22 protein-coding genes are annotated in these 21,336 nt (G+C 74.2%); 9 read left to right on the top strand and 13 right to left on the bottom strand.

Annotated features, from left to right (window positions below; all coding sequences use genetic code 11):
* Positions 1–42: 42 nt before the first annotated feature.
* Together LPA54_RS03360 and LPA54_RS03355 are read right to left on the bottom strand one after the other, a co-directional pair.
* A complete protein-coding gene (locus tag LPA54_RS03360) occupies positions 43–726 on the bottom strand; it encodes an ABC transporter ATP-binding protein (protein WP_228973564.1) in 684 nt (227 codons plus the stop codon).
* Positions 723–1,796, bottom strand: a complete 1,074-nt coding sequence (locus LPA54_RS03355; protein WP_228973563.1) for an ABC transporter permease — start codon at positions 1,794–1,796, stop codon at positions 723–725. Before LPA54_RS03355 ends, LPA54_RS03360 begins: the two co-directional genes overlap by 4 nt.
* Before the next feature lie 282 nt (positions 1,797–2,078).
* On the opposite strand from LPA54_RS03355, the gene LPA54_RS03350 reads away from it, so the two are divergent.
* Together LPA54_RS03350 and LPA54_RS03345 are read left to right on the top strand one after the other, a co-directional pair.
* On the top strand, positions 2,079–3,272 hold the full coding sequence (locus LPA54_RS03350) for a sensor histidine kinase (protein ID WP_228973921.1): 1,194 nt from the start codon (positions 2,079–2,081) through the stop codon (positions 3,270–3,272).
* A complete protein-coding gene (locus LPA54_RS03345) occupies positions 3,269–3,898 on the top strand; it encodes a response regulator transcription factor (protein ID WP_228973562.1) in 630 nt (209 codons plus the stop codon). The genes LPA54_RS03350 and LPA54_RS03345 overlap by 4 nt, the downstream gene beginning before the upstream one ends.
* 254 nt (positions 3,899–4,152) lie before the next feature.
* Here LPA54_RS03345 and LPA54_RS03340 read toward each other — a convergent pair whose 3' ends face one another.
* Both LPA54_RS03340 and LPA54_RS03335 read right to left on the bottom strand, forming a co-directional pair.
* Positions 4,153–4,476: a DUF5955 family protein gene (locus LPA54_RS03340; RefSeq protein WP_228973561.1), complete on the bottom strand. Its 324-nt coding sequence runs from the start codon at positions 4,474–4,476 to the stop codon at positions 4,153–4,155.
* Positions 4,477–4,478: 2 nt separating this feature from the next.
* The gene (locus tag LPA54_RS03335; protein WP_228973560.1) at positions 4,479–6,404 is read right to left on the bottom strand and encodes a serine/threonine-protein kinase; all 1,926 of its coding nucleotides are present in this window, start codon (positions 6,402–6,404) and stop codon (positions 4,479–4,481) included.
* A gap of 142 nt (positions 6,405–6,546) precedes the next feature.
* On the opposite strand from LPA54_RS03335, the gene LPA54_RS03330 reads away from it, so the two are divergent.
* Together LPA54_RS03330 and aceB are read left to right on the top strand one after the other, a co-directional pair.
* Positions 6,547–7,173, top strand: coding sequence for an NTP transferase domain-containing protein (locus tag LPA54_RS03330; RefSeq protein WP_228973919.1), 627 nt, complete (start codon positions 6,547–6,549; stop codon positions 7,171–7,173).
* A 284-nt stretch (positions 7,174–7,457) separates the two neighbouring features.
* Positions 7,458–9,080 (top strand): malate synthase A, encoded by a 1,623-nt coding sequence (gene aceB, locus LPA54_RS03325; RefSeq protein WP_228973559.1) that lies wholly within the window; start codon positions 7,458–7,460, stop codon positions 9,078–9,080.
* Between the two features lie 339 nt (positions 9,081–9,419).
* On the opposite strand, the gene LPA54_RS03320 is transcribed toward aceB, so the two are convergent.
* The gene (locus LPA54_RS03320) at positions 9,420–9,869 is read right to left on the bottom strand and encodes an ATP-binding protein (protein ID WP_228973558.1); all 450 of its coding nucleotides are present in this window, start codon (positions 9,867–9,869) and stop codon (positions 9,420–9,422) included.
* Positions 9,870–10,005: 136 nt separating this feature from the next.
* Here LPA54_RS03320 and LPA54_RS03315 point away from each other — a divergent pair, with 136 nt between their 5' ends.
* Both LPA54_RS03315 and LPA54_RS03310 read left to right on the top strand, forming a co-directional pair.
* Complete coding sequence (locus tag LPA54_RS03315; RefSeq protein ID WP_228973557.1) at positions 10,006–10,863, top strand: helix-turn-helix transcriptional regulator; 858 nt, start codon at positions 10,006–10,008, stop codon at positions 10,861–10,863.
* Positions 10,860–11,066 carry a DUF397 domain-containing protein gene (locus LPA54_RS03310; RefSeq protein WP_228973556.1) on the top strand — a complete coding sequence of 69 codons (207 nt, stop codon included), beginning with the start codon at positions 10,860–10,862 and terminating at the stop codon, positions 11,064–11,066. Before LPA54_RS03315 ends, LPA54_RS03310 begins: the two co-directional genes overlap by 4 nt.
* 224 nt (positions 11,067–11,290) lie before the next feature.
* On the opposite strand, the gene LPA54_RS03305 is transcribed toward LPA54_RS03310, so the two are convergent.
* Positions 11,291–12,862 (bottom strand): NnrS multi-domain protein, encoded by a 1,572-nt coding sequence (locus tag LPA54_RS03305; RefSeq protein ID WP_228973555.1) that lies wholly within the window; start codon positions 12,860–12,862, stop codon positions 11,291–11,293.
* A gap of 249 nt (positions 12,863–13,111) precedes the next feature.
* Between LPA54_RS03305 and LPA54_RS03300 the strand changes: the two genes are divergently transcribed.
* The 3 genes from LPA54_RS03300 to LPA54_RS03290 all read left to right on the top strand — a co-directional run bounded on the left by LPA54_RS03300 (position 13,112) and on the right by LPA54_RS03290 (position 15,064).
* Positions 13,112–13,693 (top strand): hypothetical protein, encoded by a 582-nt coding sequence (locus LPA54_RS03300; protein ID WP_228973554.1) that lies wholly within the window; start codon positions 13,112–13,114, stop codon positions 13,691–13,693.
* A gap of 78 nt (positions 13,694–13,771) precedes the next feature.
* On the top strand, positions 13,772–14,395 hold the full coding sequence (locus tag LPA54_RS03295) for a TIGR03086 family metal-binding protein (protein WP_228973553.1): 624 nt from the start codon (positions 13,772–13,774) through the stop codon (positions 14,393–14,395).
* Between the two features lie 72 nt (positions 14,396–14,467).
* Positions 14,468–15,064 (top strand): exonuclease, encoded by a 597-nt coding sequence (locus tag LPA54_RS03290; protein ID WP_228973552.1) that lies wholly within the window; start codon positions 14,468–14,470, stop codon positions 15,062–15,064.
* Between the two features lie 188 nt (positions 15,065–15,252).
* On the opposite strand, the gene LPA54_RS03285 is transcribed toward LPA54_RS03290, so the two are convergent.
* From LPA54_RS03285 to LPA54_RS03255, 7 genes are all read right to left on the bottom strand, one after another.
* Entirely contained in the window at positions 15,253–16,608 is a 1,356-nt protein-coding gene (locus LPA54_RS03285; protein WP_228973917.1) for a nucleobase:cation symporter-2 family protein, read from the bottom strand.
* 504 nt (positions 16,609–17,112) lie between these two features.
* The gene (locus tag LPA54_RS03280; protein ID WP_228973551.1) at positions 17,113–18,498 is read right to left on the bottom strand and encodes an 8-oxoguanine deaminase; all 1,386 of its coding nucleotides are present in this window, start codon (positions 18,496–18,498) and stop codon (positions 17,113–17,115) included.
* A gap of 167 nt (positions 18,499–18,665) precedes the next feature.
* On the bottom strand, positions 18,666–19,589 hold the full coding sequence (gene pucL / locus LPA54_RS03275) for a factor-independent urate hydroxylase (RefSeq protein ID WP_228973550.1): 924 nt from the start codon (positions 19,587–19,589) through the stop codon (positions 18,666–18,668).
* 8 nt (positions 19,590–19,597) lie between these two features.
* A complete protein-coding gene (gene uraH, locus LPA54_RS03270) occupies positions 19,598–19,987 on the bottom strand; it encodes a hydroxyisourate hydrolase (RefSeq protein WP_228973549.1) in 390 nt (129 codons plus the stop codon).
* A complete protein-coding gene (gene uraD / locus LPA54_RS03265; RefSeq protein ID WP_228973548.1) occupies positions 19,984–20,499 on the bottom strand; it encodes a 2-oxo-4-hydroxy-4-carboxy-5-ureidoimidazoline decarboxylase in 516 nt (171 codons plus the stop codon). The genes uraH and uraD overlap by 4 nt, the downstream gene beginning before the upstream one ends.
* Positions 20,500–20,689: 190 nt before the next feature.
* Positions 20,690–21,076 carry a helix-turn-helix domain-containing protein gene (locus LPA54_RS03260; protein WP_228973547.1) on the bottom strand — a complete coding sequence of 129 codons (387 nt, stop codon included), beginning with the start codon at positions 21,074–21,076 and terminating at the stop codon, positions 20,690–20,692.
* The gene (locus tag LPA54_RS03255; protein ID WP_058940227.1) at positions 21,073–21,327 is read right to left on the bottom strand and encodes a hypothetical protein; all 255 of its coding nucleotides are present in this window, start codon (positions 21,325–21,327) and stop codon (positions 21,073–21,075) included. The genes LPA54_RS03260 and LPA54_RS03255 overlap by 4 nt, the downstream gene beginning before the upstream one ends.
* Positions 21,328–21,336: the final 9 nt, after the last annotated feature.

Genomic DNA, 21,336 nt, shown 5'->3' with positions numbered 1-21,336 from the left:
GAACCGGGCCGGGGCGCCGCACACGGCGGGCCGGGCCCGCGCTCAGCGCCCCGGCACCGGGGCCGTCAGCCGGCCGTCCCGGACCGTGACCGTGCGGTCGGCGAGGGCCAGGTGCGCCGGGTCGTGCGTCACCAGCAGCGTGGCCGTGCCCCGGGTGCGGGTGAGCCCCGCCAGCAGGTCCAGCACCGCGGCCCCCCGCTCGTGGTCGAGCGCGCTGGTCGGCTCGTCGACCAGCAGCACCGCCGGGTCGTTGACCAGCGCCCGGGCGATGGTGACCCGCTGGCGCTGCCCGCCCGACAACTGGTGCGGCCGCCGGCCGGCCCGGTCGGCGAGCCCCACCGCGTCCAGCAGCTCCAGCGCCCGCCGCCGCACGTCCCGGCCGCGCCGGCCCGCGAGGTGCGCCATCACCTCCAGCTGCTCGACCGCCGTCAGCGACGGCAGCAGGTTCGGCTGCTGGAAGACGATGCCGACGCGTTCACGCCGCAGCGCCGCCCTGCCGGACCGGTCGAGCGACCCGGTGTCGGCCCCGTCCACGACCACGCGGCCCGCGTCCGGTGTCACCAGCGTCGCCGCCACCGCGAGGAGGCTGGACTTGCCGGACCCCGACGGGCCCACCACCGCCACCAGCTCGCCCGCGCCCACCCTCAGGCCCACGGCGTCCAGCGCCGTCAGCCGGGCCTCGCCGTCGGGGTAGGTCAGCGTCACGTCGTCCAGGAGAAGGGTCATCGGGCGCTCCCCAGCGCGGTGAGGGGGTCGACGGCGGTGATCCGCCGGATGGACAGGGCCGCGCCCAGCAGTCCGAGCACGACCGTCACGGCGGCCGGGCCCAGCACCGTCAGCGGCTCCAGGACGAACGGCACGTCGCCGCCGATGAGCGCGCCCGCGCCGGCGGCGAGCGCCGTACCGAGCAGCGTGCCGGCGACGAGCACCGCCACGGCCTGCCCGAGCGCGTCCCGCAGCAGGTACCCGGTGGAGGCGCCGAGGGCCTTCAGCACGGCCACGTCGGCGGCGCGCTGGATCGTCCACACCGTGAAGAAGGCCCCCGTCACGAGCGCCGAGATCACGAAGAGGAAGCCCCGCATGAGCTGGAGGGAGCCGTTCTCCGCCTGGTAGGAGGCGAGCGCGGTGAGCGACTCCTCGACGGTGCGGCTGCGCGTTCCCGCCGCCCGGTCCCCGGCCGCGTGGTCGACGCCGGAGCCGCGCAGCACGACGACGGTGGCGCCGTCCTCGGCCGGACCGCCGAGACCCCGCCAGTCGTCGAGTGAGGTCCACACGACCGGCGTGTGGCTGTACGACGCGTCGCCCTCGACCGCGGCGACGGTCAACCGGCGGTCCCGCCCCACGCGTACGGCGTCCCCCGGGCGTACGCCCAGCTCCTCGGCCGCCGCCCGGGACAGCACCGCCCGCCCGGCGCCGAGCCGGTCGCCGCGCGGGGCGATCCCGGCGGACGGCCGCGTACCGAAGACGGAGACCGCCGCCGTCCGCTTCCCCGCGGAGGCGTTCACCGTGCTGATGCCCAGGGGTTCGGCGGCCGTCACCCCCGGTCGTCCCGCCCACGCCCGCCAGGCGCCCTCCGGCACCACCGACGCGGTGAACGACAGCTCCCCGCTGGCCGGTGGCGCCCCGAAGGCGAGCCGGTCGGCGGGCAGCCCGGTGATCGCCGAGACGTTCTCCCGGGCGAGCCCGGCCGTCAGCCCCGACAGCAACCCGACGAGCAGGGTGAGCAGCACGATCACCGTACCCATGAGCGCGAACCGCCCCTTGGCGAATCTCAGGTCCCTCCATGCCACGAACATGACGACCAGAGTGTCGGCGGCGCCCGCCCCCGGCATCGCGCCGCGGATGGGTGCCGAATCGAACTTTCGGTTGAGGGCGCGCCCACTCGGGCGGCCTACGCTGGACGGGCCATGGACCCACGCCCCCGCCCCCGTACCCGCCCCCGCGGCCCCTCCCCCGCGCCCGCCGCGCACCCGGACTCCGCCCCGGCCCCGGGCGCGGCCGTGCCGAGTCCCCGCGCGCCGGTCCCCGGTTCGCGGGTGCCCGCCCCTCGGGTGCTGCGCGCCGGCCTGCACCTGCTCATGGCGGGCCTGCTCGCCCTGGCGGCCGTGCGGGCCCTGGCGGCCGGGGATCCGGCGCACGCGGTCGCGGTCACGGGGGCGGCCGCACTGATGGGCGCGGTGTACGGGGCCGGCCCCGCCCTGCGGTCCGTACGCGCCTCCCGGTCGGCCGCGACGGTGTGGCTCGGCGCGCTCGGGGCGACGTGGCTGGTGCTGCTGGCGCTGACGCCGGACGGCTTGTGGGCGGCGTTCCCGCTGTACTTCCTCCATCTCCACCTGCTGCCGGCCCGCCGGGCGCTGCCCGCCGTGGCGGTGACGGCGGGAGCGGCGGTCCTCGCCCACGTGGCCCACGGGGCTCCGGTCAGCCCGGGCGTGTTCGTGGGGCCGCCGCTCGGGGCCGCCGTGGCCGTGGCGACGGTCCTCGGCTACCAGACGCTGTACCGGGAGAACGAACGGCGGCGGCAGCTCATCGAGGAGCTGGTGTCGACCCGCGCCGGGCTCGCCGCCGCCGAACGCCACGCCGGGACGCTCGCCGAGCGCGAGCGCCTCGCCCGCGAGATCCACGACACCCTGGCCCAGGGCCTGTCCTCCATCCACCTGCTGCTCGGCGCCGCCGAACGCGCCCTGCCGCCCACGTCGCCCGCCGTGCCCCACGTCGCGCGGGCCCGGCGCGCCGCGCGGGACAACCTGGCGGAGGCGCGCCGCTTCGTACGGGCGCTCGCCCCGCCCGACCTGGAGCGGGACTCGCTGGTGGCGGCGCTGCGGCGGCTGTGCGAGCCCGGTACGGCGGTCGGGGAGGACGGCCCTCGGGTGCGGTTCGCGCTGAGCGGCACCCCGGTCCCGCTGCCCACGCCGTACGAGGTGGCGCTGCTGCGCATCGCCCAGTCGGCGCTGGCCAACACCGTGCGGCACGCGGGGGCGGGACGCGCCCGCGTCACGCTCACCTTCATGGACGCCTCCGTCACCCTGGACGTCGTCGACGACGGCGCGGGCTTCGACCCCGGCTCCCCCGCCGCGCCCTCGGCGGACGGCGGCTTCGGTCTGCCCGCGATGCGGGCGCGGGCCGAGTCGCTGGGCGGTACGTTCGCGGTGGAGTCGGCGCCCGGCCAGGGCACGGCGGTGGCGGTCGCCCTCCCCCTGCCCGCCCCGGCCCCGCCCGACCCGCCGCCCGTGGCGCCCCCGTGCCTGCCGCCGCTGGTGGGTGGGGCGCCGTGACCGTCCGGCTGCTGCTCGCCGACGACCACCCCGTCGTCCGGGCTGGGCTGCGCGCCGTGCTCGACACGGAGGCCGACTTCACGGTGGTGGGCGAGGCGGCGACCGCGGAGGCGGCCGTGGCACGCGCGGCGGCGGGCGGGGTGGACGTCGTCCTGATGGACCTGCAGTTCGGGCCGGGCGGCATGCACGGCTCGGCGGCGACCGCCGCGATCACGGCGCGCGCCGGCGCGCCGAGGGTGCTGGTGCTGACCACGTACGACACCGACGCGGACATCCTGGCCGCGGTGGAGGCGGGCGCCAGCGGCTACCTGCTGAAGGACGCGCCGCCCGAGGAGCTGGCGGCGGCCGTGCGCACGGCCGCGGCGGGCCGGTCGGCGCTCGCCCCGGCGGTCGCGCACCGGCTGATGCACCGGATGCGGGCGCCCGCGCGGACGCTGACGCGCCGGGAGCTGGAGGTGCTGGAACTCGTCGGCGAGGGGCTGTCCAACCAGCAGATCAGCCGGCGGCTGTTCCTGAGCCAGGCCACCGTGAAGTCGCACCTGGTGCACGTCTTCGCCAAGTTGGGCGTCGAGTCCCGTACGGCGGCGGTGGCGGAGGCCCGCTCCCGGGGCCTCCTGCGCCGCTGAGCCGCCGAACCGCCGAACCGCAACATCGGGAGGGGCCGTGGCGGGCCGCCCCCGCAGGGGTCGGCGGCGACAGCGGGTTCACTTCCGAGGTACCCGAGGCCGCCGACCCCGAGGAGATGACCCGCCGCGGCCCCGACCCCCACGACCGGACCGCGGAAACCTACGGACCACCCCGGGCGCCGGGGCGGGGACCCGACGACGGGATGGGGCTGGGGCCGGACGATCGCGACGCCCCGCCCGGCTCAGGCCACGCTTCAGGGCACGGGACCGGGCTCCGTGCCGGAACAGGGACGGGGGCGGGGGGCGTCGCCGAAGTCGTCGATCGCCTCGCGCACCGCACCCAGGGCCGCCGCCAGGGCGCTGACCGAGCCGATCGCGCCCGCGACCAGCAGCAGCGACCGCCGGAGCCGGCGCGGCTCCGGCGGCAGCCCGCCGACGGCCATCGCGGCGAGCGCGGCGAGCTCCTCCTCCGCGATGCCGCGGTCGAGCAACTCGCCGCGCACGGCGGCCAGTTCCCGCCGCAGCCGGGAGACGGCGGCACCGAGCCGCACGCCCCTCGGATCGGCCTCCCCGGTCACGGTCAGCTCGACTGCTCCCCGTCCATCGCGCCCCGCCACACCGTGAGGTCGAGACTGATGTAGTCGCTCGGGTCCGACTCCGGGGAGAAGCCCTTGACCGTCAGGAGGGCGACATCGCCCGCGCCGTTCTGCAGGCAGACCCGCGAGCCGCGCGTCAGCTGGTCGTCGTCGATGACGCTGGCGTAGCGGGTCTCCTTGAGGCAGGTGTCCAGGCTGCCCTCCTGGCCGGTGCGGAGCAGGACGAGACGGCCGCCGCCGCTGCCAGACGTGGAGATGCCGGAGACGCCGTAGTGGAGGTCACCGCCGTCCTTCTTCGGCTTGACCGGGTGGTCGACGAGGGCCAGCTCGTACCCCGAGGTGAGGTCGATGCCCTGGTACTCGACGGGTTCCGGCGGCGCTGCGGGGGCGCCTCCCGTGGCGCCTCCGTCCGGCGCCGCCGAGCCGTCCGCGCCGGCGCCGGCGCCGGTCCCGGTGGCGTCACCGGTCTGGTCGCCCTCGCCGGCGGTGCCGGTGCCGGTGCTCGCGGACGGTGTGCGCGGCCCGGTCGAGACGCGGTCGCCGCCCTGCGCGCGGTCGCCGCCGTCGCCGCGGTCCTTCAGCAGCGACGCCGTGGCGCCGCCCGCGACGGCGAAGGCGACGATCGCCGCGACGGCGACGAGGCCGGCGCGGGACTTGCGCTTGGGCTGGACCGGGGGCGTGGGCGCGGTCCCGTCGGGCCCGTACGGGGCTCCGGTCACGACCGGGTGGGTATACGGGTGCGGCGCGGGTGTCTGGTGGTGGGGCTGCGGCGGGGGCGTGTGGTGGTGCGGCGGGGGCGTCGGCTGGTGGCCGGGGCCCACGGTCTGCGGCGGGCCGAAGCCCTGGGGCGGCGCGGAGGGCGCGGCGTGGGCGGTGGCCGGGTGCGTGGGCGCGGCGGCGCCGCCCACGGCCTGCCCCGGCTGCCCCGGCTGCCCAGTCGCCGCCGCGCCGGGCGGCGCGGCCGGCGGGGGCGGGGTGGTGGCCGCGGCGGGGGCGGGGGCGGCCGCCCGGGTGGTGATGTCGGCGGCGACGGCCCCCGGCAGCCACTCGTCGGGGCGGCGCAGCGCCGTCTGGTCGCTCGCCTGGTGGCACAGCGACAGGACGTCGGCGACGGAGGGCCGCTCGGCGGGGTCCTTCGCGAGGCAGCGCGTGGCCAGCTCGCGCAGCCGCTCGGGGAGCCCGTCGAGGGAGGGCTCCTCGTGCACGATGCGGTACAGCACACCGTGCGAGGTGCCCTCGCCGAACGCGGGGCTGCCGAGCGCGGCGTACGCGGCGACCTGGCCGAGCGCGAAGACGTCCGTCGCGGGCGTGACCGTGCTGCCGGCCGCCTGCTCGGGCGCCATGAAGGCCGGGGTGCCGATGGTGACGCCGCTGCTGGTCAGGGAGGTCGCGTCGGCGGCGCGGGCGATGCCGAAGTCGATGACGCGCGGGCCGTCGGAGGCGAGCAGGACGTTGCCCGGCTTGAGGTCGCGGTGGACGATGCCGGCGCCGTGGATGACCTGGAGCGCCTCGGCGACGCCGGCGACGAGCAGCAGGACGGTGTCGACGGGCATCGGGCCGTGCTTCTGCACCGCGTCGGCCAGCGAGGGGCCGGGGACGTACGCGGTGGCGAGCCACGGTTCGCGCGCGTCGGTGTCGGCGTCGATGACGGGGGCGGTGTAGAGGCCCTGCACCCGCTGCGCCGACTGCACCTCCTGGGCGAACCGGCGCCGGAACTCGGCGTCCTGGGCGAAGTCCGGCCGGATCACCTTGATGGCGACGGGGCGACCGCCCGGTGTGTACGACAGATAGACCTTGCCCATGCCGCCGGCGCCGAGCCGGGCGGCGAGCCGGTACCCCGCGACGGAGCGCGGGTCGTCCTCCTCCAGCGGCTGGAAGACGGTTCCCCCATGGTGCGGACCACCACTCATCAACCCATGTCTCCTGAACAGGACTTCACGCGCGCCGTGTGCGTACGTCGGCGGCACTCGTGTGCCGGACCCGCACCCTATCCAAGCGGGGCGCCTCGGCTCCACGCGTGGGCGCGTGCGGTATTCCTTCCCCATGGACCGCATGACGAGGAACGAGCCCCGACCCGGCCCGCCCGCGCCGCCCCTGACCGCCGGTCTGCTGCTCGCGGCGGGCGGCGGGCGGCGGCTCGGCGGGCGCCCGAAGGCGCTGCTGGAGCACCGGGGGCGGCCGCTGGTGGAGCACGCGGTGGCCGCGCTGCGGGCGGCCGGTTGCGGGGTGGTGCACGTGGTGCTGGGCGCCGCGGAGGGGGCCGTGCGGGAGCGGGCGGCGCTGGAGGGGTGCGTGCTGGTCGGCAACCCCGACTGGGAGGAGGGCATGGGCTCGTCGCTGCGGGCGGGTCTGGACTCCCTGGCGGGTGGCGGGGCGGACGCGGCGCTGGTGGCGCTGGTCGACCAGCCGGGGATCGGCGCGGAGGCGATGGCCCGGGTGGCGGGGGCCTACCGCGGGCCCGGGACGCTGGCCTCGGCGGCGTACGGCGGGAGGCGCGGGCACCCGGTGCTGCTGGGCGCCGACCGGTGGGCGGGGGTGGCGCGGAGCGCGGAGGGCGACCGGGGCGCCCGCGCCTACCTGCGGGCGCACGAGGCGGAGATCGTCCTCGTCCCGTGCGACGACGTGGCCGACCCGTACGACATCGACACGGAGGCGGATCTGGCGCGGCTGGAGCGGTAGGGACCGGGGTCGCGCCCGCGGCGGGCCCGGGGGCGCGGCGCGGACGCGCCGTGCGCGCCGAGGCACCGAGCGCCACGTTGTGTCGAACCAAAGAATCTCGACATCAACAAACCATTGAACTTCCACCATGAGGAAACTACTATCCACTGATCAGAAGCACCTGTCAGTCCACAGGCGCCCGCGACCGCACCGCGGCTCATGGGGCACTCCGTGCCACCCGCGTATGGGCCCGGCGGCCGCCAGCACCGCCGCCCTCGCAAGCCCGCTGAAGGAAGTGACAGCTCATGTCCGCACCAGCGCCGTCTCCGCTGGCCATCGTCGAAGCCGAGCCCCTGCCCCGGCAGGAAGAGGTCCTCACGGACGCCGCCCTGGCCTTCGTGGCGGAGCTGCACCGGCGGTTCACCCCCCGGCGTGACGAGCTCCTCGCCCGCCGCGCCGAGCGCCGCGCCGAGATCGCCCGCACCAGCACGCTCGACTTCCTCCCGGAGACGGCCCACATCCGGGAGGACGACAGCTGGCGGGTCGCCCCGGCGCCGGCCGCGCTCGACGACCGCCGCGTGGAGATCACCGGTCCGACCGACCGCAAGATGACCATCAACGCGCTCAACTCGGGCGCGCGGGTCTGGCTCGCCGACTTCGAGGACGCCTCCGCCCCCACCTGGGAGAACGTCGTCCTCGGCCAGCTCAACCTCATCGACGCGTACGAGCGGAGGATCGACTTCACCGATCCGCGCACCGGCAAGTCGTACGCGCTGCGCCCCGCCGAGGAGCTCGCGACCGTCGTCATGCGGCCCCGCGGCTGGCACCTGGAGGAGCGCCACCTGCACGTCGACGGCCGCCCCGTGCCGGGCGCCCTCGTCGACTTCGGCCTCTACTTCTTCCACAACGCCCGACGGCTGCTCGACCTCGGCAAGGGCCCGTACTTCTACCTCCCGAAGACGGAGTCGCACCTGGAGGCCCGCCTCTGGAACGACGTGTTCGTCTTCGCCCAGGACCACCTCGGCATCGACCGCGGCACCATCCGCGCGACCGTCCTCATCGAGACCATCACCGCCGCGTACGAGATGGAGGAGATCCTCTACGAGCTGCGCGACCACGCCTCCGGGCTGAACGCCGGCCGCTGGGACTACCTCTTCTCCATCGTCAAGAACTTCCGCGACGGCGGCGCCCGGTTCGTCCTGCCCGACCGCAACGCGGTCACGATGACGGCCCCGTTCATGCGCGCGTACACCGAACTCCTCGTCCGCACCTGCCACAAGCGCGGCGCGCACGCGATCGGCGGCATGGCGGCGTTCATCCCGTCGCGCAAGGACGCCGAGGTCAACAAGGTCGCCTTCGAGAAGGTCAAGGCCGACAAGGACCGCGAGGCGGCGGACGGCTTCGACGGCTCATGGGTCGCCCACCCCGACCTGGTCCCGATCGCCATGGCGTCCTTCGACGCGGTCCTCGGCGACCGCCCGAACCAGAAGGACCGCCTGCGCGAGGACGTCGACGTGAAGGCCGCCGACCTCATCGCCATCGACGCCCTGGCCGCCAAGCCGACGTACGACGGCCTCGTCAACGCCGTCCAGGTCGGCATCCGCTACATCGAGGCGTGGCTGCGCGGCCTCGGCGCCGTCGCCATCTTCAACCTCATGGAGGACGCGGCGACGGCGGAGATCTCGCGTTCCCAGATCTGGCAGTGGATCAACGCGGGCGTCGTCTTCGAGGACGGCCGGCGCGCCACCCCGGAGCTGGCCCGCGAGGTCGCCGCCGCGGAACTGGCGTCGATCCGCGCCGAACTGGGCGAGGAGGCGTTCGCGTCCGGCCGCTGGCAGCAGGCCCACGACCTGCTGCTGCAGGTCGCCCTGGACGACGACTACGCCGACTTCCTCACCCTGCCCGCCTACGAGGCGCTCGTCGACTGACCCGCACAGCAGCCGACGGGCCCCTCCCACGGCCCCCTCCGCCCCCGACGCCCCCGGCGCCGGGGGCGGACCCGCATGTCCCCGGTATCTCGCCGGCTTCACCCGCATGACGTCCCAGGAGGTACCCCGCATCCGCGGGGGCCTGCCCGTCTGCGTCACCTCGGCCCTGGTCGGCGGCGAGCACTACTACGACTTCCTCCCACAGGACGGCACCTGAGCGAATGTGACCCGGCCGCCGACCGCGCTGCCCAGAGGAGGGCCCCGCCGTCGGAGTGCGCCGCCGGTGCGCCCAACCAGGGGACGGACGTTCCCGCCCGGCTGCCGGACGGGTAACGGGCTTCACCGCGAGACGAGGTCGAGTTCCGCCCAGACGTTCTTGCCGGGTGCTCCCGTCCGCGGCACGACGCCCCACCGGCCGGCGAGTTCGGCGACGAGCAGCAGGCCACGGCCGGACTCCTCGTCGGGCCCCGGTCGGCAGGGCCTTTCCGACGAAGGCCGACGCTCCGCGCGGGTATCGGCGACCTCGATGCGGACGACCGCTTCTGCGACCAGGAGCCGCAACGCGAAGTCCCGACCCGGTACGTGGCCGTGACGCACGGCGTTCGCGGTCAGTTCGGCGGCGATCAGCGTCACGGTCTCGTTGACGGAACCGTCGTAGGGGTGGCCCCAGTCGTGCAGCCGGTGCGAGACCAACCGGCGGGCGAGGCGCGCGCCGCGCGGGGTCGAGGTGAACCTCATGGCGAACTCGCGGACGGCACCGGCGGCGGGAGGGGGAGTTCCGATCGTCATGCCTACGAGGATCTTGGCCCGTCCGTGGGCTCACCAGCGGTGCCACAGGTACGGACGATCGCTGTACGGGTACGGGGCGTGGCCTGTCGGGGCGTCGATCCGTTACCCCGGCGACGGGCATACGGAGGTGGGGAGCATGGCGGAGGAACGTCGGCCGGCGGGGCCGACGGGCAGTGGCGAGCACGACGGGGACGACGCGGGAGCGGAGGTACTGAGGTCCTTCGGGAAGCAACTGAAGATCTTCAGGACGCTGGCCGGGCTGTCGCAGGTGGAGTTCGGGGAACGGCTCGGGTACAGCGAGGCTCTGGTGGCGTCCGTCGAACAGGGCCGCCGCATTCCCACGGAGCACTTCATCGAGAAGGCGGACGAGGTGCTGGGCGCGAAGGGCATCCTGGCGGCGCGGAAGGAGGAGGTGGCGCGCGTCCGGTACCCGAGCTTCTTCCGCGACGCGGCGCGGGTTGAAGCGCAGGCGGTCGAGCTGCACTTCTACGACACGCACGTGGTGAACGGCCTGTTCCAGACCGAGGAGTACGCCCGCGCGGTGTTCGGCATGCGCCGCCCCCTGCTCGACGAGGAGACGATCGAGCAGCGCGTCGCCGCGCGACTGGCCCGGCAGGAGATCTTGTCACGGGGGTCGGCGCCGTTGATGAGCTCGGTGATCGAGGAGTCGGTGCTGCGGAGACCTGTCGGCGGTGGTGCCGTACACCGCGGCCAACTGGAACAGCTTCTTCTCCTGGGTCAGAAGAGGAACGTGGAGCTGCAAGTGATGCCGCTGGACCGAGAGGACCACGCCGGGCTCAGCGGGGCCTTCACGCTGATGGAGACCAGTAGCAGCCAGAGAGTGGCCTACGTGGAGGTCCAGAACGTCAGCCGTCTTCACGTCGAGCGGAAGCAGGTACGTGACCTCGAAGCGCAGTATGGAATCATCCGAGCGCAGGCTTTCACCCCGCGTGAGTCGATGGTCTTCATCGAGAGGTTGCTGGGAGAACTATGAAGGACCGCAGGAACACGATAGACATCCAGGAGCTGGCCTGGTGCAAGAGCAGCTACAGCAGTGGCGAAGGTGGCCAGTGCGTCGAAGTTGCAGCCCAGTCATGCAGCGTGCACGTGCGGGACTCCAAAGACACGGCGCGGCCACCGCTGTCGTTCGGCCATGACCAGTGGGCGTCCTTCGTCGCGTACACCAGGAAAGCCTGACCGCCTCGGTCATCCTGGTGCCCCGCCACCGGTCGCGATCCGGTGGCGGGACACCTGTGGACCACGGATCCCGCCGGCCCCGCCGGCCCCGCCGGCCCCGCCGGCCTCGGAAAGATCGGCTGCGTGGATGACGGGCACCGTCATCCACTCGACGGATGCCGAGACGCGCGAGAAGCTCCGCGAGTGGGTCACGGAGGAACAGCGCACTCCCGTGGCCCGGGAGGTCACAGCCGGCCCGCGCCTTCCGGCCTTCCCGGGCGGCAGTCGGCGTCCGGGGAGGGCGCCGGGACGAGCTGGACGCGGTTCGCGGGGACCTTGAAGGCGCCCGGCTCCGGGACGGCGTCGGCGTCCCACAGGACCGCGTTGCCGCCGGCGACGGAGATCAGCAGGTAGGGGCGCGTCGCCGGGGAGGCGAGGACACCGCCGTCGGTGGGGAGGCGGTCCGCCGCGACGACGGGGCGGACGCAAGTCCACTTGGGCTTCACGCCGAAGTACGGGGGCGGGGTGCGGCGGTCGTGAGCGGCCGCCTTGGTGGCTTCGGCGGCGCTCGCCGCCGACTGGGCCGCCAGGCCGCCGACGCTCGCCACGATCGCGACGAGGAACAGGGCGTACAGCGCGACGTTGGAGCCGTCACGCGGGGGGATGCGGTGGAAGTGCTTCATCATGCCCCACGCCGCCGGCGCCAGGAGGACGAGGGCCAGGAAGCCGAGGAGCTTCACAGCCGAGGCCGCCTGCCACAGTCCGGGAACGTCGAGGTCCTGCGGGTTGAGGTCCAGTCCGTCCGCGTAGAAGGCATGGAGCACCGAACCGGACGCGACGACACCGGAGATGACGAGCGACCCCACCAGGGGCGCCCCCCAGCTCAGCCAGTCGCCCCAGGTCCACTGCCGCACCAGCAGATAGCACCCGGCGACGGTGAACAGCGTCCCGCAGACGACCAGTGCCTGGAACGGTGTGAGCGCGACGGAGGTTCCTGACAGGTAGTCGGTGTGGAGCAGCACCGCCAGGACGGCGGCCGCGACCACACCGGCCACGCGACCCTCCGCCCTGCGGTGCGGGGTGATGCGGCCGGCCGCGCGCAGGACGCCGAGGAGGGAGCCGGCAGTCACCAGCAGCCAGAACACCACCACCCCGCCATGCGCCGCGCGCGCCAGCAACGTGGCGAGGAGCCACAGGCCCAGCCAGGGGGCGAGCCGCAGCACCCCGCGCTCGATCTGCTCCTCCCGGTCGAGGGGGCGGTCCTTCCGCCCCCTGCCGTCGGTCGGCCGGACGTCCACGCCGGCCGGCGGCGGCGCGCCGGGCTCCAATGCCAGCCGGGCGAGCCTGCGGGCCTCCGAGGGCGTTCCCGAGGCGAACTCGCCGGTGTCGTGACGGCCGAGGGACTCCGTGATCCGCGCGCGGCGCGCGCGGAGGCGGAAGCGGGCGGCCGACGTTCGGGTGCGGGGGGCCGGCGGCGGTGCCGGACGGTGGCGCGTCGTGACGACCCGCCAGTGCGGCAGGAGCTCCCGGTCCGGGTCGACGAGTTCGGTACGGCGTACGTACATCCGGAGCTTGGCGGTCCTGGCCAGGCCGTCGACGCGCCAGGCGGCGGCCTGCCCGGTCCGCGCGTTGCGCGCCCCGAAGAACCGCACCTCCACGAGGAACACGACGCTGTCGGGACGGGCCCGCAGGACCCCGACCGTGGGACCCTCGCCGAAGGGCCAGCGGCCCAGCACGGGCCAATCGCGCCGCCCGAACCACTCCTGCGCCTCGTCGTGGTCCCGCTCCGGGCCCCTCACCTCCACCAGGGTCAGCACCCTCTGGTCGTACCGTGCCCTCTGCAACTCTCCCCCAAGTCGTCGGTTCGCGGCCACGAGGCTATCGGCGGCACGCGCCCGGCCGGCTGGGAGGGCCCGCCCCGTCACGTCCCGGGCCGGCTCCCGCCGTACGGGGCCGGAGACGGACGGCGGCGTCCCGTACGAGCCCGGGCGGGCCGTCGGCAGGTGTTGTCAGTGGGATGCGCTTCACTGGATTCGTCACTCTGAGTAGTCGAACAAGGGGGAATCGTGACGGATCGTACGACCTTCGTGTCCCTGGAGGGGCTGCGGTCGCGGGGGTGGACCGACGGGATGGTGCGGGACGTGCTGGGGGAGCCGGACGTGCAGGGGCGCGATCCGCGGCGGGGCGTCGGGGCGCCCGTGCGGCTCTACCTGCTGGCGCGGGTGGAGGCCGTCGAGCGGACACGGGAGTTCGGGTCGTGCGCGCGGGCCGGCGGGACGGCGGGAGTGCGGGCGGCGGCCGAGCGGAGGCGGCGGGCGGTGCTGGCGACGCTGCGGGCGGAGCCGATCCGGGTGCCGATCCTGTCGCCCGCGGAGCTGGAGCGGCGGGCGGTGCGGTACCGGCGGGAGGTCGGCGGGACCGGGGAGGACGACGGGGCGGCCGGGGACCTGGCGCGATGGCAGGTCGGTTACCTGCGAAGCGCGCTGCGGTCGTACGACGCCCTGCTGGACGGCCTGTTCGCCGCCTCCGGGCGGGCGGAGGCGGAGCGGCTGCTGCGGCAGCGGGTCTATGTGGCGATCGCGCGGGCCTACCCGTGGCTCACCGGCGAGTGCCGGCGGCGCCTGGAGGGGGGACGGGGAGGGCGGTGACCGCCGAAGGGGCGGCGGCGCCTGGAGGAGGAGCGGAGGCAGCGATGAGTTCCGGGGGTGGCGGCGGTCTGCACGTGTATGGAGACATCGATCGAGAGAGTGGACCTCGGGCCCGTGGCCCGCCGTGTCGCCGGGCTGGTGTCCCGGACCGAGGACAGGTGGCTCGACCTGCCCACGCCCTGCCCCGACTACGCGGTACGGGAGCTGCTCGCCCACATCGGCGGGCTCGCCCTCGCCTTCCGGGACACGGCGCGCAAGGAGTTCGGGCCGACCACGGACACGGATCCCGGTGACGCGCGGCCGGTGCTCGCGGAGGAGTGGCGGACCTCGATCCCCCGGCGGCTGGAGGAGCTGGCGGAGGCGTGGCGGGAGCCGGGCGCCTGGGAGGGCGTGACGCGGGCGGGCGGCGTCGAACTGCCGGGGAGCGTGGCAGGGCTGGTCGCCTTCGACGAGCTGCTGGTCCATGGCTGGGACCTGGCGCGGGCGACCGGCCTGCCGTACGCGCCGGACGACGACGAGCTGCGGGTGTCGTACGCGTTCCAGGCACCGTCCGCCGCCGAACGGGTCGACGGCAAGGGCCCGTTCGGCCCGCCCGTGCCCGTACCGGACGGCGCGCCGCTCCTGGACCGGGTCATCGGCCTCAGCGGGCGCCGGCCGGACTGGCCGGCGGGCGCCACCCGAGCGGGGGGCCGCACCGGATAGCTCCCCGCCCGTACCGGGGCGTGCGGCTATATCCAGTGGGGAACGGAGGTCCGCCGTGGCATGCTCCACGGCATGGTCCAGCGTCCCCGCCCCAGTCTGTACATCTCCGTCGACATCGAGGCGGACGGCCCCATTCCCGGTCCGTACTCGATGCTCAGCGTCGGCGCCGCCGTCGCGGGGCGGCAGGACGCCGACGATTACACGCCGGCAGACCCCGAGGCGGCGACCTTCTACCGCGAACTGCGGCCGGTCGCGAACGACTTCGTCCCGGAGGCGCTCGCCGTCAGCGGCCTCGACCGGGACCGGCTGCGGATCGAGGGCGCCGACCCCCGGAGCGCGATGCGGGAGTTCACCGCCTGGGTGCGGCAGGTGAGCGACGACGCGCAGCCGGTGATGTGCGGGTACCCGGCGTCGTACGACTGGACGTTCCTGTACTGGTACCTGATCCGCTTCACCGGCGGCAGCCCGTTCGGGCACTCCGGGTGCCTGGACATGAAGACGCTGTACGCGACCAAGGCGCGCGTGCCGCTGCGCGCCGTCGCCAAGCGGAGGATGCCGCGTGAACTCCTGTCGAGCCGCCGGCACACCCACCACGCCCGGGACGACGCGATCGAGCAGGCGGAGCTGTTCAGCAACCTGATGGCGTGGGAGGGACCCGCCGCCGGATGAACCCGGCCCGGGCCGGCCGGTGGGGCGGTCCGACCTGGTGCGGCCCGACCTGGTGCGGTCCGGCGGGCCGGCGGGTCCGGGTTCCGGCGCGTACGGCGGCGGGTCCGGCCCCACGCGACGAAGGCGCGTGGGGCCGGACCCGTGAAGGACGCCGGTACCGGCGGCCGTACCCGCCGCCAAGGAGGGGATCAGTGGGCGGGGGCCGGCTTCGTGGCGCGGGTCTCGGTGATGTCGTCGCCCGGTTCCATCGGCGCCGTCACCTCGTCGCAGTCGCGGCGGGCGCCGCCTCCGAGGTGGTTGAAGACGAGGTTGAGCAGGACGGCGGCGACACAGCCGGTCGAGATCCCCGAGTCCAGGATGATCTTCGCGGTCTCCGGGAACGCGTGGTAGAACCGCGGCGCCGTGATGGGGATGATGCCGACGGCCAGCGACACGGCCACGATGAGGACGTTGTTGTCCTTCTCCAGACCGGCCCTGACCAGGGTCTGGATGCCGCTCGCGGCGACCGATCCGAAGAGGACCACGCCCGCGCCGCCGAGCACCGGGCGCGGCACCACGGCTATCAGGGACGCCGCCACGGGGCAGAGCCCCATGAGGACGAGGAAGCCGCCACCCGCGGCGACGACGAAGCGGCTGCGGATCCGGGTCATCGCGACGAGGCCGATGTTCTGGGCGAAGGCGCTGCACATGAAACCGTTGAACAGGGGGCTGATCGCCGAGCCGAGGGTGTCGGCTCGCAGGCCGGCGGCGATGGTCCGCTCGTCGGCGGGCCGGTCGACGATCTCGCCGAGGGCGAGCATGTCCGCGGTGGACTCCGTCATGGACACGAGCATCACCACGCACATGGAGATGATCGCGGCGACGGCGAACTGCGGGGCCCCGAAGTGGAAGGGACTGGGGAAGCCGACCAGGTCCGCGTCGAGGACCGGGGTGAAGTCGGTGACGCCGAACGGTATGGCGAGCAGGGTGCCGAGGACGAGGCCGATGAGGACGGCGACCTGCTTGACGAAGCCGCGGGTGAACCGGCGTATGAGGAGGACGATGAGGAGGGTCGCCGCCGCCAGGCCGAGGTAGGTGGTGGAGCCGTAGTCGTCGGCGGCGGGGTTCGGGCCCTGCGCCCAGCCGAACGCGACCGGGAGCAGCGAGACGCCGATCAGGGTGATGACCGAGCCGGTGACGACCGGGGGGAAGAAGCGGACGAGCTTGCTGAACCAGGGGGCGGCGAGGAAGCCGAGCAGGCCGGCGACGATGATCGCGCCGAAGATGACGGGCAGGGCGTCGGCCTTGTCCTCGGTCGTGTCGACGATGGCGAGCATGGGGGCGACGCCGGCGAAGGTGACGCCGTTGACGAAGGGCAGCCGGGCGCCGATCTTCCAGACGCCGAGGGTCTGGAGGAAGGTGGCGAGGCCGGCGGTGAAGAGGCTGGCGCCGGTGAGGAAGGTCAGCTCGGTGGCGGAGAGGCCGACGGCGGCGCCGACGATCAGGGGCGGGGCGACGACGCCCGCGTACATGGCGGCCACGTGCTGGAGGCCGCTGGTGACCATCCGCAGGGGCGGGAGCGTCTCGTCGACCGGGTGCTTGCCGCCCGCGGGGGCGGTCCCGGGGTCGGGGGCGCCGGGTGCGTCGGGACCGGGGTCGGGAGCGGTGCTGGGGGCGGGGCGGTCGGTGCTGTGGGCGGGGGTCTGGTTGCCTGCATCATTGTGGGACCTGGGCATGGCGGCCACGGGGTTCCTCCGGTCGGTTAACGCGTCGGCGGTGTGACACGGGTTTCAGGGAGGTGCTGAGGTGATGCGGGAGGTCGGTGAGGGGGTGCGGCGGTGGAGGGGTGCGGCGACGAGGGGCGTCGCGGTCGGAGGGTGCGGCGGCGGGGCCGTCGGCCGGGGCCGGAGGGGTTGTCGCACGTGCGGGCGCGCGGACCGTCCCGGGGGGTGCCGTACCGGATGCGGTACGGCACCCCCCGGTCGGGCTCCCGCGGACCCCGCTCGGGTCCGCGGTGACCGGCCGGGGGCCGTCCCCCCCGGCCGGACTTCGTGGATCGACGCCGGGGCTCAGCCCTGGGCGGCGATGCGGGCGAGGCGCTGGGCCTCGTCCCTGGTGGACCGCGCGATGGCGTTCTCGTCGGCGGTCAGCAGGCGGTTGTCCTCGACGATCTGCCGGCCGTTGACGAACGACGCGGTGACCGGGGCCGCCGCGCCGAAGACCAGCGCGGTGACCGGGTCGGCGATGGAGGCGTGGGCGAGCGTGTCCAGCTTCCACAGCACGAGGTCGGCGAGCTTGCCCGCTTCGAGGGAGCCGATCTGCTCGGCGCGGCCGAGGACCTGGGCGCCCCCGTACGTGCCGAGGCGCAGGGCCTGGCGGGCGTTGAGGGCGGCCTCGCGGTGGGCGCCGAGCCGGTTGACGAGGAGGGCGTTGCGCAGCTCGGTGTGGAGTTCGCCGGACTCGTTGGAGGCGGTGCCGTCGACGCCGAGGCCGACGGGTACGCCGGCCTTAAGCATGTCGGGTACGCGGGCGATGCCGGCGGCGAGGCGGGCGTTGGAGGAGGGGCAGTGCGCGACGCCCGTCCGCGTCCGGGCGAACGCCTCGATGTCGGAGTCGTTCATGTGGACGCAGTGCGCCATCCACACGTCCTCGCCGAGCCAGCCCGTCGACTCGAAGTAGTCGGTGGGGCCCATGCCGAACAGCTCGTGGCAGAACTTCTCCTCCTCGACCGTCTCCGAGCCGTGGGTGTGGAGGCGCACGCCGAGGCGGCGGGCGAGTTCGGCGCCCTGCCGGAGCAGTTCGGTGGAGACGGAGAAGGGCGAGCAGGGGGCGACGGCGACCTGGGTCATCGCGTCGAAGGAGGCGTCGTGGTGCGCGCGGACGGTCTCCTCGGTCGCGGCGAGGGCGCCGTCGAGGGTCTCGACCGCGAAGTCCGGCGGCAGGCCGCCGTCCTTGGCGCTGCGGTCCATGGAACCGCGGGCCAGGGTGAAGCGCACGCCCATCTCGGCGGCGGCGCCGATGATCGCGCCGGACAGGTCGCCGGAGCCGCGGGGGAAGACGTAGTGGTGGTCCATGGCGGTGGTGACGCCGCCGCGGGCCATCATCGCCAGGGATCCCTGGGCGGCCGCGCGGACCATCTGCTCGTCGATCCGCGCCCAGGTGGGGTAGAGCGCGACGAGCCAGTCGAAGAGGTTGTGGTCGGTGGCGAGGCCGCGGGTGATCCACTGGTAGAAGTGGTGGTGGGTGTTGACCAGGCCGGGCGTGACGAGGTGCCCGGTCCCGTCGATGCGGCGGACCACGTCCGTGAGGCCCTCGGGGGCCCGTCCCGCGCCGATCGACTCGATCCTGTTGTCCGCGATGACGACGTGGCCCGAGGCGTACTCGGTGTCCTGGGCGTCGACGGTCGCGATCGCGCAGTTCTCGATGACGATGCGCTGGGCTGCCGAAGGTGCCATGGTGCGTCCTTCTTGGGTTGGGGTGGCGAGGGCGGGCACGGCAGGACCCTGGGGGGATTTGAGTGCCGCGGCCCGGTGGCCGCGGGTGCCGAGGTGGTGGAGTGGGGCTGACCGGCCGGCCGTCCGTCCCGGCCCGCCGGGGTGGGGCGGACGGCCGTGCGCGGGGGTCAGAGGTTGGTCATGTCGACGGGTATGAGGGCGTCCGCGCCGTCGCGCAGGACGGTCGCCTCGATCAGGCCGTAGGGGCGGTCCGCCGCGAAGTAGACCTCGTTGTCGTTCTTGAGGCCGAAGGGCTCCAGGTCCACGAGGAAGTGGTGCTTGTTCGGGAGGCTGAAGCGGACCTCGTCGATCTCCGAACGGTTGTTGATGATGCGCGAGCCCATCTGGTACAGCGTCTGCTGGAGCGACAGGGAGTAGGTCTCGGCGAAGGCCTGGAGCATGTGCTTCCTGACCTGCTCGTAGGACTTCTCCCAGTGGGGCGGGCGCTGCTCGTCGTCGGTCCAGTTGAACCGCCACCGCGCGGCCACCTGCGTCGCCAGGATGCGGTCGTACGCCTCCTGGAGGGTGGTGTACCGGTCCTTGACGTAGCCCCAGAACTCCGAGTTGGTGGAGTTCATGACGACGAGGTCCTTCAGGCCGGAGATGACCTGCCACTTCTCGCCGTCGTAGGTGATCTCGGTGAGGCGGGTCTCCTGGCCCTTGCGGACGAAGGAGTGCTTGACCTCGTCGGCGCCGATGAACTTCGAGTTGGCGTCGGACGTGGCGATGCGCTCCCAGGCGTACTCCTCGATCCGGATCCGGGCCTGGTGGATGGGCTCCTGGCTGGTCACGAAGTGGCGGGCCAGGTGGATGCCGAAGTGCTCGGCGGACTCGATGCCGTACTCCTTGGCGAACGCGTACACCGTGTTCTTGGTGGTGTCGGTCGGCAGGACGTGGGCGTTGGAGCCGGAGTAGTGCACGTCGTCCATGTCGCCGGAGAGGGCGACGGAGACGTTCAGGTCCTTGATGTGGTGGGTCGCGCCGTCCCGCGTGATCTTCACGACGCGGTTCTCTGCTTTGCCGTACTGGTTCTGGCCGAGAATCGTGGGCATGGTGGCTGCTAGCTCCCTCGGTAAACGGAGTAGCCGAACGGGTTGAGCAGCAGCGGTACGTGGTAGTGCTCGCCCGGTACGACGGCGAAGGTGATCGCCACCTCGGGGAAGAACACGCCGCTGTCCCGTGTCGCGGGGGCGTCCTGCTGTGCCTCGGCTTGCTTCTTGGCGAAGTACGCCTCGGTCTCGAAGTCCAGGCGTACGTGGGTCGTGCCTGCCGGCGGGGCCGGGAGGTCCTTGCACCGCCCGTCCGCGTCGGTCGCGGAGGCTCCGAGCGCCACCCACTCCGCGGCGCGGCCGGCGCGGGCCGCGAGGGAGACGGCGACGCCCTCGGCGGGGCGGCCGGCGCTGGTGTCCAGGATGTGCGTGGACACCGATGCGGTCGTGTCGGTACTCATGCGGGGTCTTCCTCCACCAGACGGTTGAGCCGGATCCTGTTGATCTTGCCCAGTTCGGCGCGGACGATCTCACGTTCGCGCTCGGGCGTGTTGACGATCCGCTCCCGGACGGCGTCGCGCATCTGCTCGCCGGTCCGGCCGGTGGCGCAGATGAGGAAGACGTGGCCGAACCTCTCCTGGTAGGCCAGGTTCAGTTCGAGCAGCTCGGCCCTGAGCTCGTCGGAGGCCCCTGCCATGCCGCGCTGCTCGCGGGCGGAGGTGGGGTCGCCGGGCTTGGGCCGGCCGATCGGGGGGTGCCCCGCCATGGCCTCGGCCAGGTCCTCGGCGGTCAGCTCGGCCATGGCGGCGTCACTGGCGCGGAAGAGGTCCTCGGCGGTGGCGTAGGGGCGCTGGGCGAGCAGCGCGGCCCCCCACGCCGAGCTGGCGCACACCTCGTGCAGGGCGGCGAGTGCTTCGCCGTCCGGGGAGGTGTTGAACCGGGAGAGGCCCGGTGTCGAGGTACTCGAAGTCACGGGAGCCTCCGTGGCTGTTTTTCGCTGTCGTCGGACGGGCTGCGGATAGCTAACGCCCTGCGGCGACGCCACGTCAACACTTTGTTGAAAATCCTGTGGCACGAAAGCCGCCGCCCGGACATCCGGACGACGGCTGGTGTTCGTCTTGCCCCCGGGCGCCCGTCCGTGCGGTCCCGCCGGAGGGGCGGGGCTACTTCCCGGACGGGTTCCTGGCGCCGTTCTCCCTGTTCAGGTAGTTGTACACGGTGAACCGGCTGACGCCCAGCGCCCCGGCCACCGTCTCGACGCCGTGCCGCACGGAGAACGCGCCGCGCGCCTCCAGGCCGCGCACGACCTCCTGCTTGGCCTTGCGGTCCAGCGCGGACAGCGGCATCCCGTGGCGCCGCTCCAGGGCGGCCAGGATGTGCTCCAGGGAGTCGGCGAGCTGGGGCAGCCGCACGGCGAATACCTCCTCGCCTTCCCAGGCGAGCACCACGTCGTCGGGCCCCGCCTCCGCGGGCGGCAGCACCCGGCCGCCCATGGCGTCGACGAGCGGCTTCACGGCGGTGACCAGCGGGTGGTCGCCCGGCGCGGTCACCGCTCGCCCTTCCCGATGACGTTCACCTGGAGCGAGACCCGGGTGGCCCCGGCCTCCAGGGAGCGGCGCAGCAGGGCGTCCACGGCGGCGAGCACGGCCTCGGGGCGGCCCTCCGCGGTGTTGCCGAACGGCCCGACGTCGACGGCGTCCAGCTGGGCGCCCTGGATGACCTCGCGCGCGACGACCGCGTGGGCGGGTGCCTCGTCGAGGTCGAACGGCTCGGTCGTGAACTCGACCCTCAATCGCTCCATGGGCTCACG

The organism is Streptomyces sp. DH12 (assembly GCF_020873895.1).
GTDB lineage: Bacteria > Actinomycetota > Actinomycetes > Streptomycetales > Streptomycetaceae > Streptomyces.
The sequence above is the reverse complement of the archived record's forward strand: the minus strand, read 5'-3'. Positions and strand labels throughout refer to the sequence as shown.

Excerpts from the sequence above, each read along its gene's own strand:
- LPA54_RS03360 (WP_228973564.1), bottom strand. The coding sequence starts at position 726 with ATGACCCTTCTCCTGGACGACGTGACGCTGACCTACCCCGACGGCGAG.
- LPA54_RS03355 (WP_228973563.1), bottom strand. The coding sequence starts at position 1,796 with ATGTTCGTGGCATGGAGGGACCTGAGATTCGCCAAGGGGCGGTTCGCG.
- LPA54_RS03350 (WP_228973921.1), top strand. The coding sequence starts at position 2,079 with ATGGCGGGCCTGCTCGCCCTGGCGGCCGTGCGGGCCCTGGCGGCCGGG.
- LPA54_RS03335 (WP_228973560.1), bottom strand. The coding sequence starts at position 6,404 with ATGAGTGGTGGTCCGCACCATGGGGGAACCGTCTTCCAGCCGCTGGAG.
- LPA54_RS03330 (WP_228973919.1), top strand. The coding sequence starts at position 6,547 with ATGACGAGGAACGAGCCCCGACCCGGCCCGCCCGCGCCGCCCCTGACC.
- aceB (WP_228973559.1), top strand. The coding sequence starts at position 7,458 with ATGTCCGCACCAGCGCCGTCTCCGCTGGCCATCGTCGAAGCCGAGCCC.
- LPA54_RS03320 (WP_228973558.1), bottom strand. The coding sequence starts at position 9,869 with ATGACGATCGGAACTCCCCCTCCCGCCGCCGGTGCCGTCCGCGAGTTC.
- LPA54_RS03315 (WP_228973557.1), top strand. The coding sequence starts at position 10,006 with ATGGCGGAGGAACGTCGGCCGGCGGGGCCGACGGGCAGTGGCGAGCAC.
- LPA54_RS03310 (WP_228973556.1), top strand. The coding sequence starts at position 10,860 with ATGAAGGACCGCAGGAACACGATAGACATCCAGGAGCTGGCCTGGTGC.
- LPA54_RS03295 (WP_228973553.1), top strand. The coding sequence starts at position 13,772 with ATGGAGACATCGATCGAGAGAGTGGACCTCGGGCCCGTGGCCCGCCGT.
- LPA54_RS03290 (WP_228973552.1), top strand. The coding sequence starts at position 14,468 with ATGGTCCAGCGTCCCCGCCCCAGTCTGTACATCTCCGTCGACATCGAG.
- LPA54_RS03285 (WP_228973917.1), bottom strand. The coding sequence starts at position 16,608 with ATGGTCACCAGCGGCCTCCAGCACGTGGCCGCCATGTACGCGGGCGTC.
- LPA54_RS03280 (WP_228973551.1), bottom strand. The coding sequence starts at position 18,498 with ATGGCACCTTCGGCAGCCCAGCGCATCGTCATCGAGAACTGCGCGATC.
- pucL (WP_228973550.1), bottom strand. The coding sequence starts at position 19,589 with ATGCCCACGATTCTCGGCCAGAACCAGTACGGCAAAGCAGAGAACCGC.
- uraH (WP_228973549.1), bottom strand. The coding sequence starts at position 19,987 with ATGAGTACCGACACGACCGCATCGGTGTCCACGCACATCCTGGACACC.
- LPA54_RS03255 (WP_058940227.1), bottom strand. The coding sequence starts at position 21,327 with ATGGAGCGATTGAGGGTCGAGTTCACGACCGAGCCGTTCGACCTCGAC.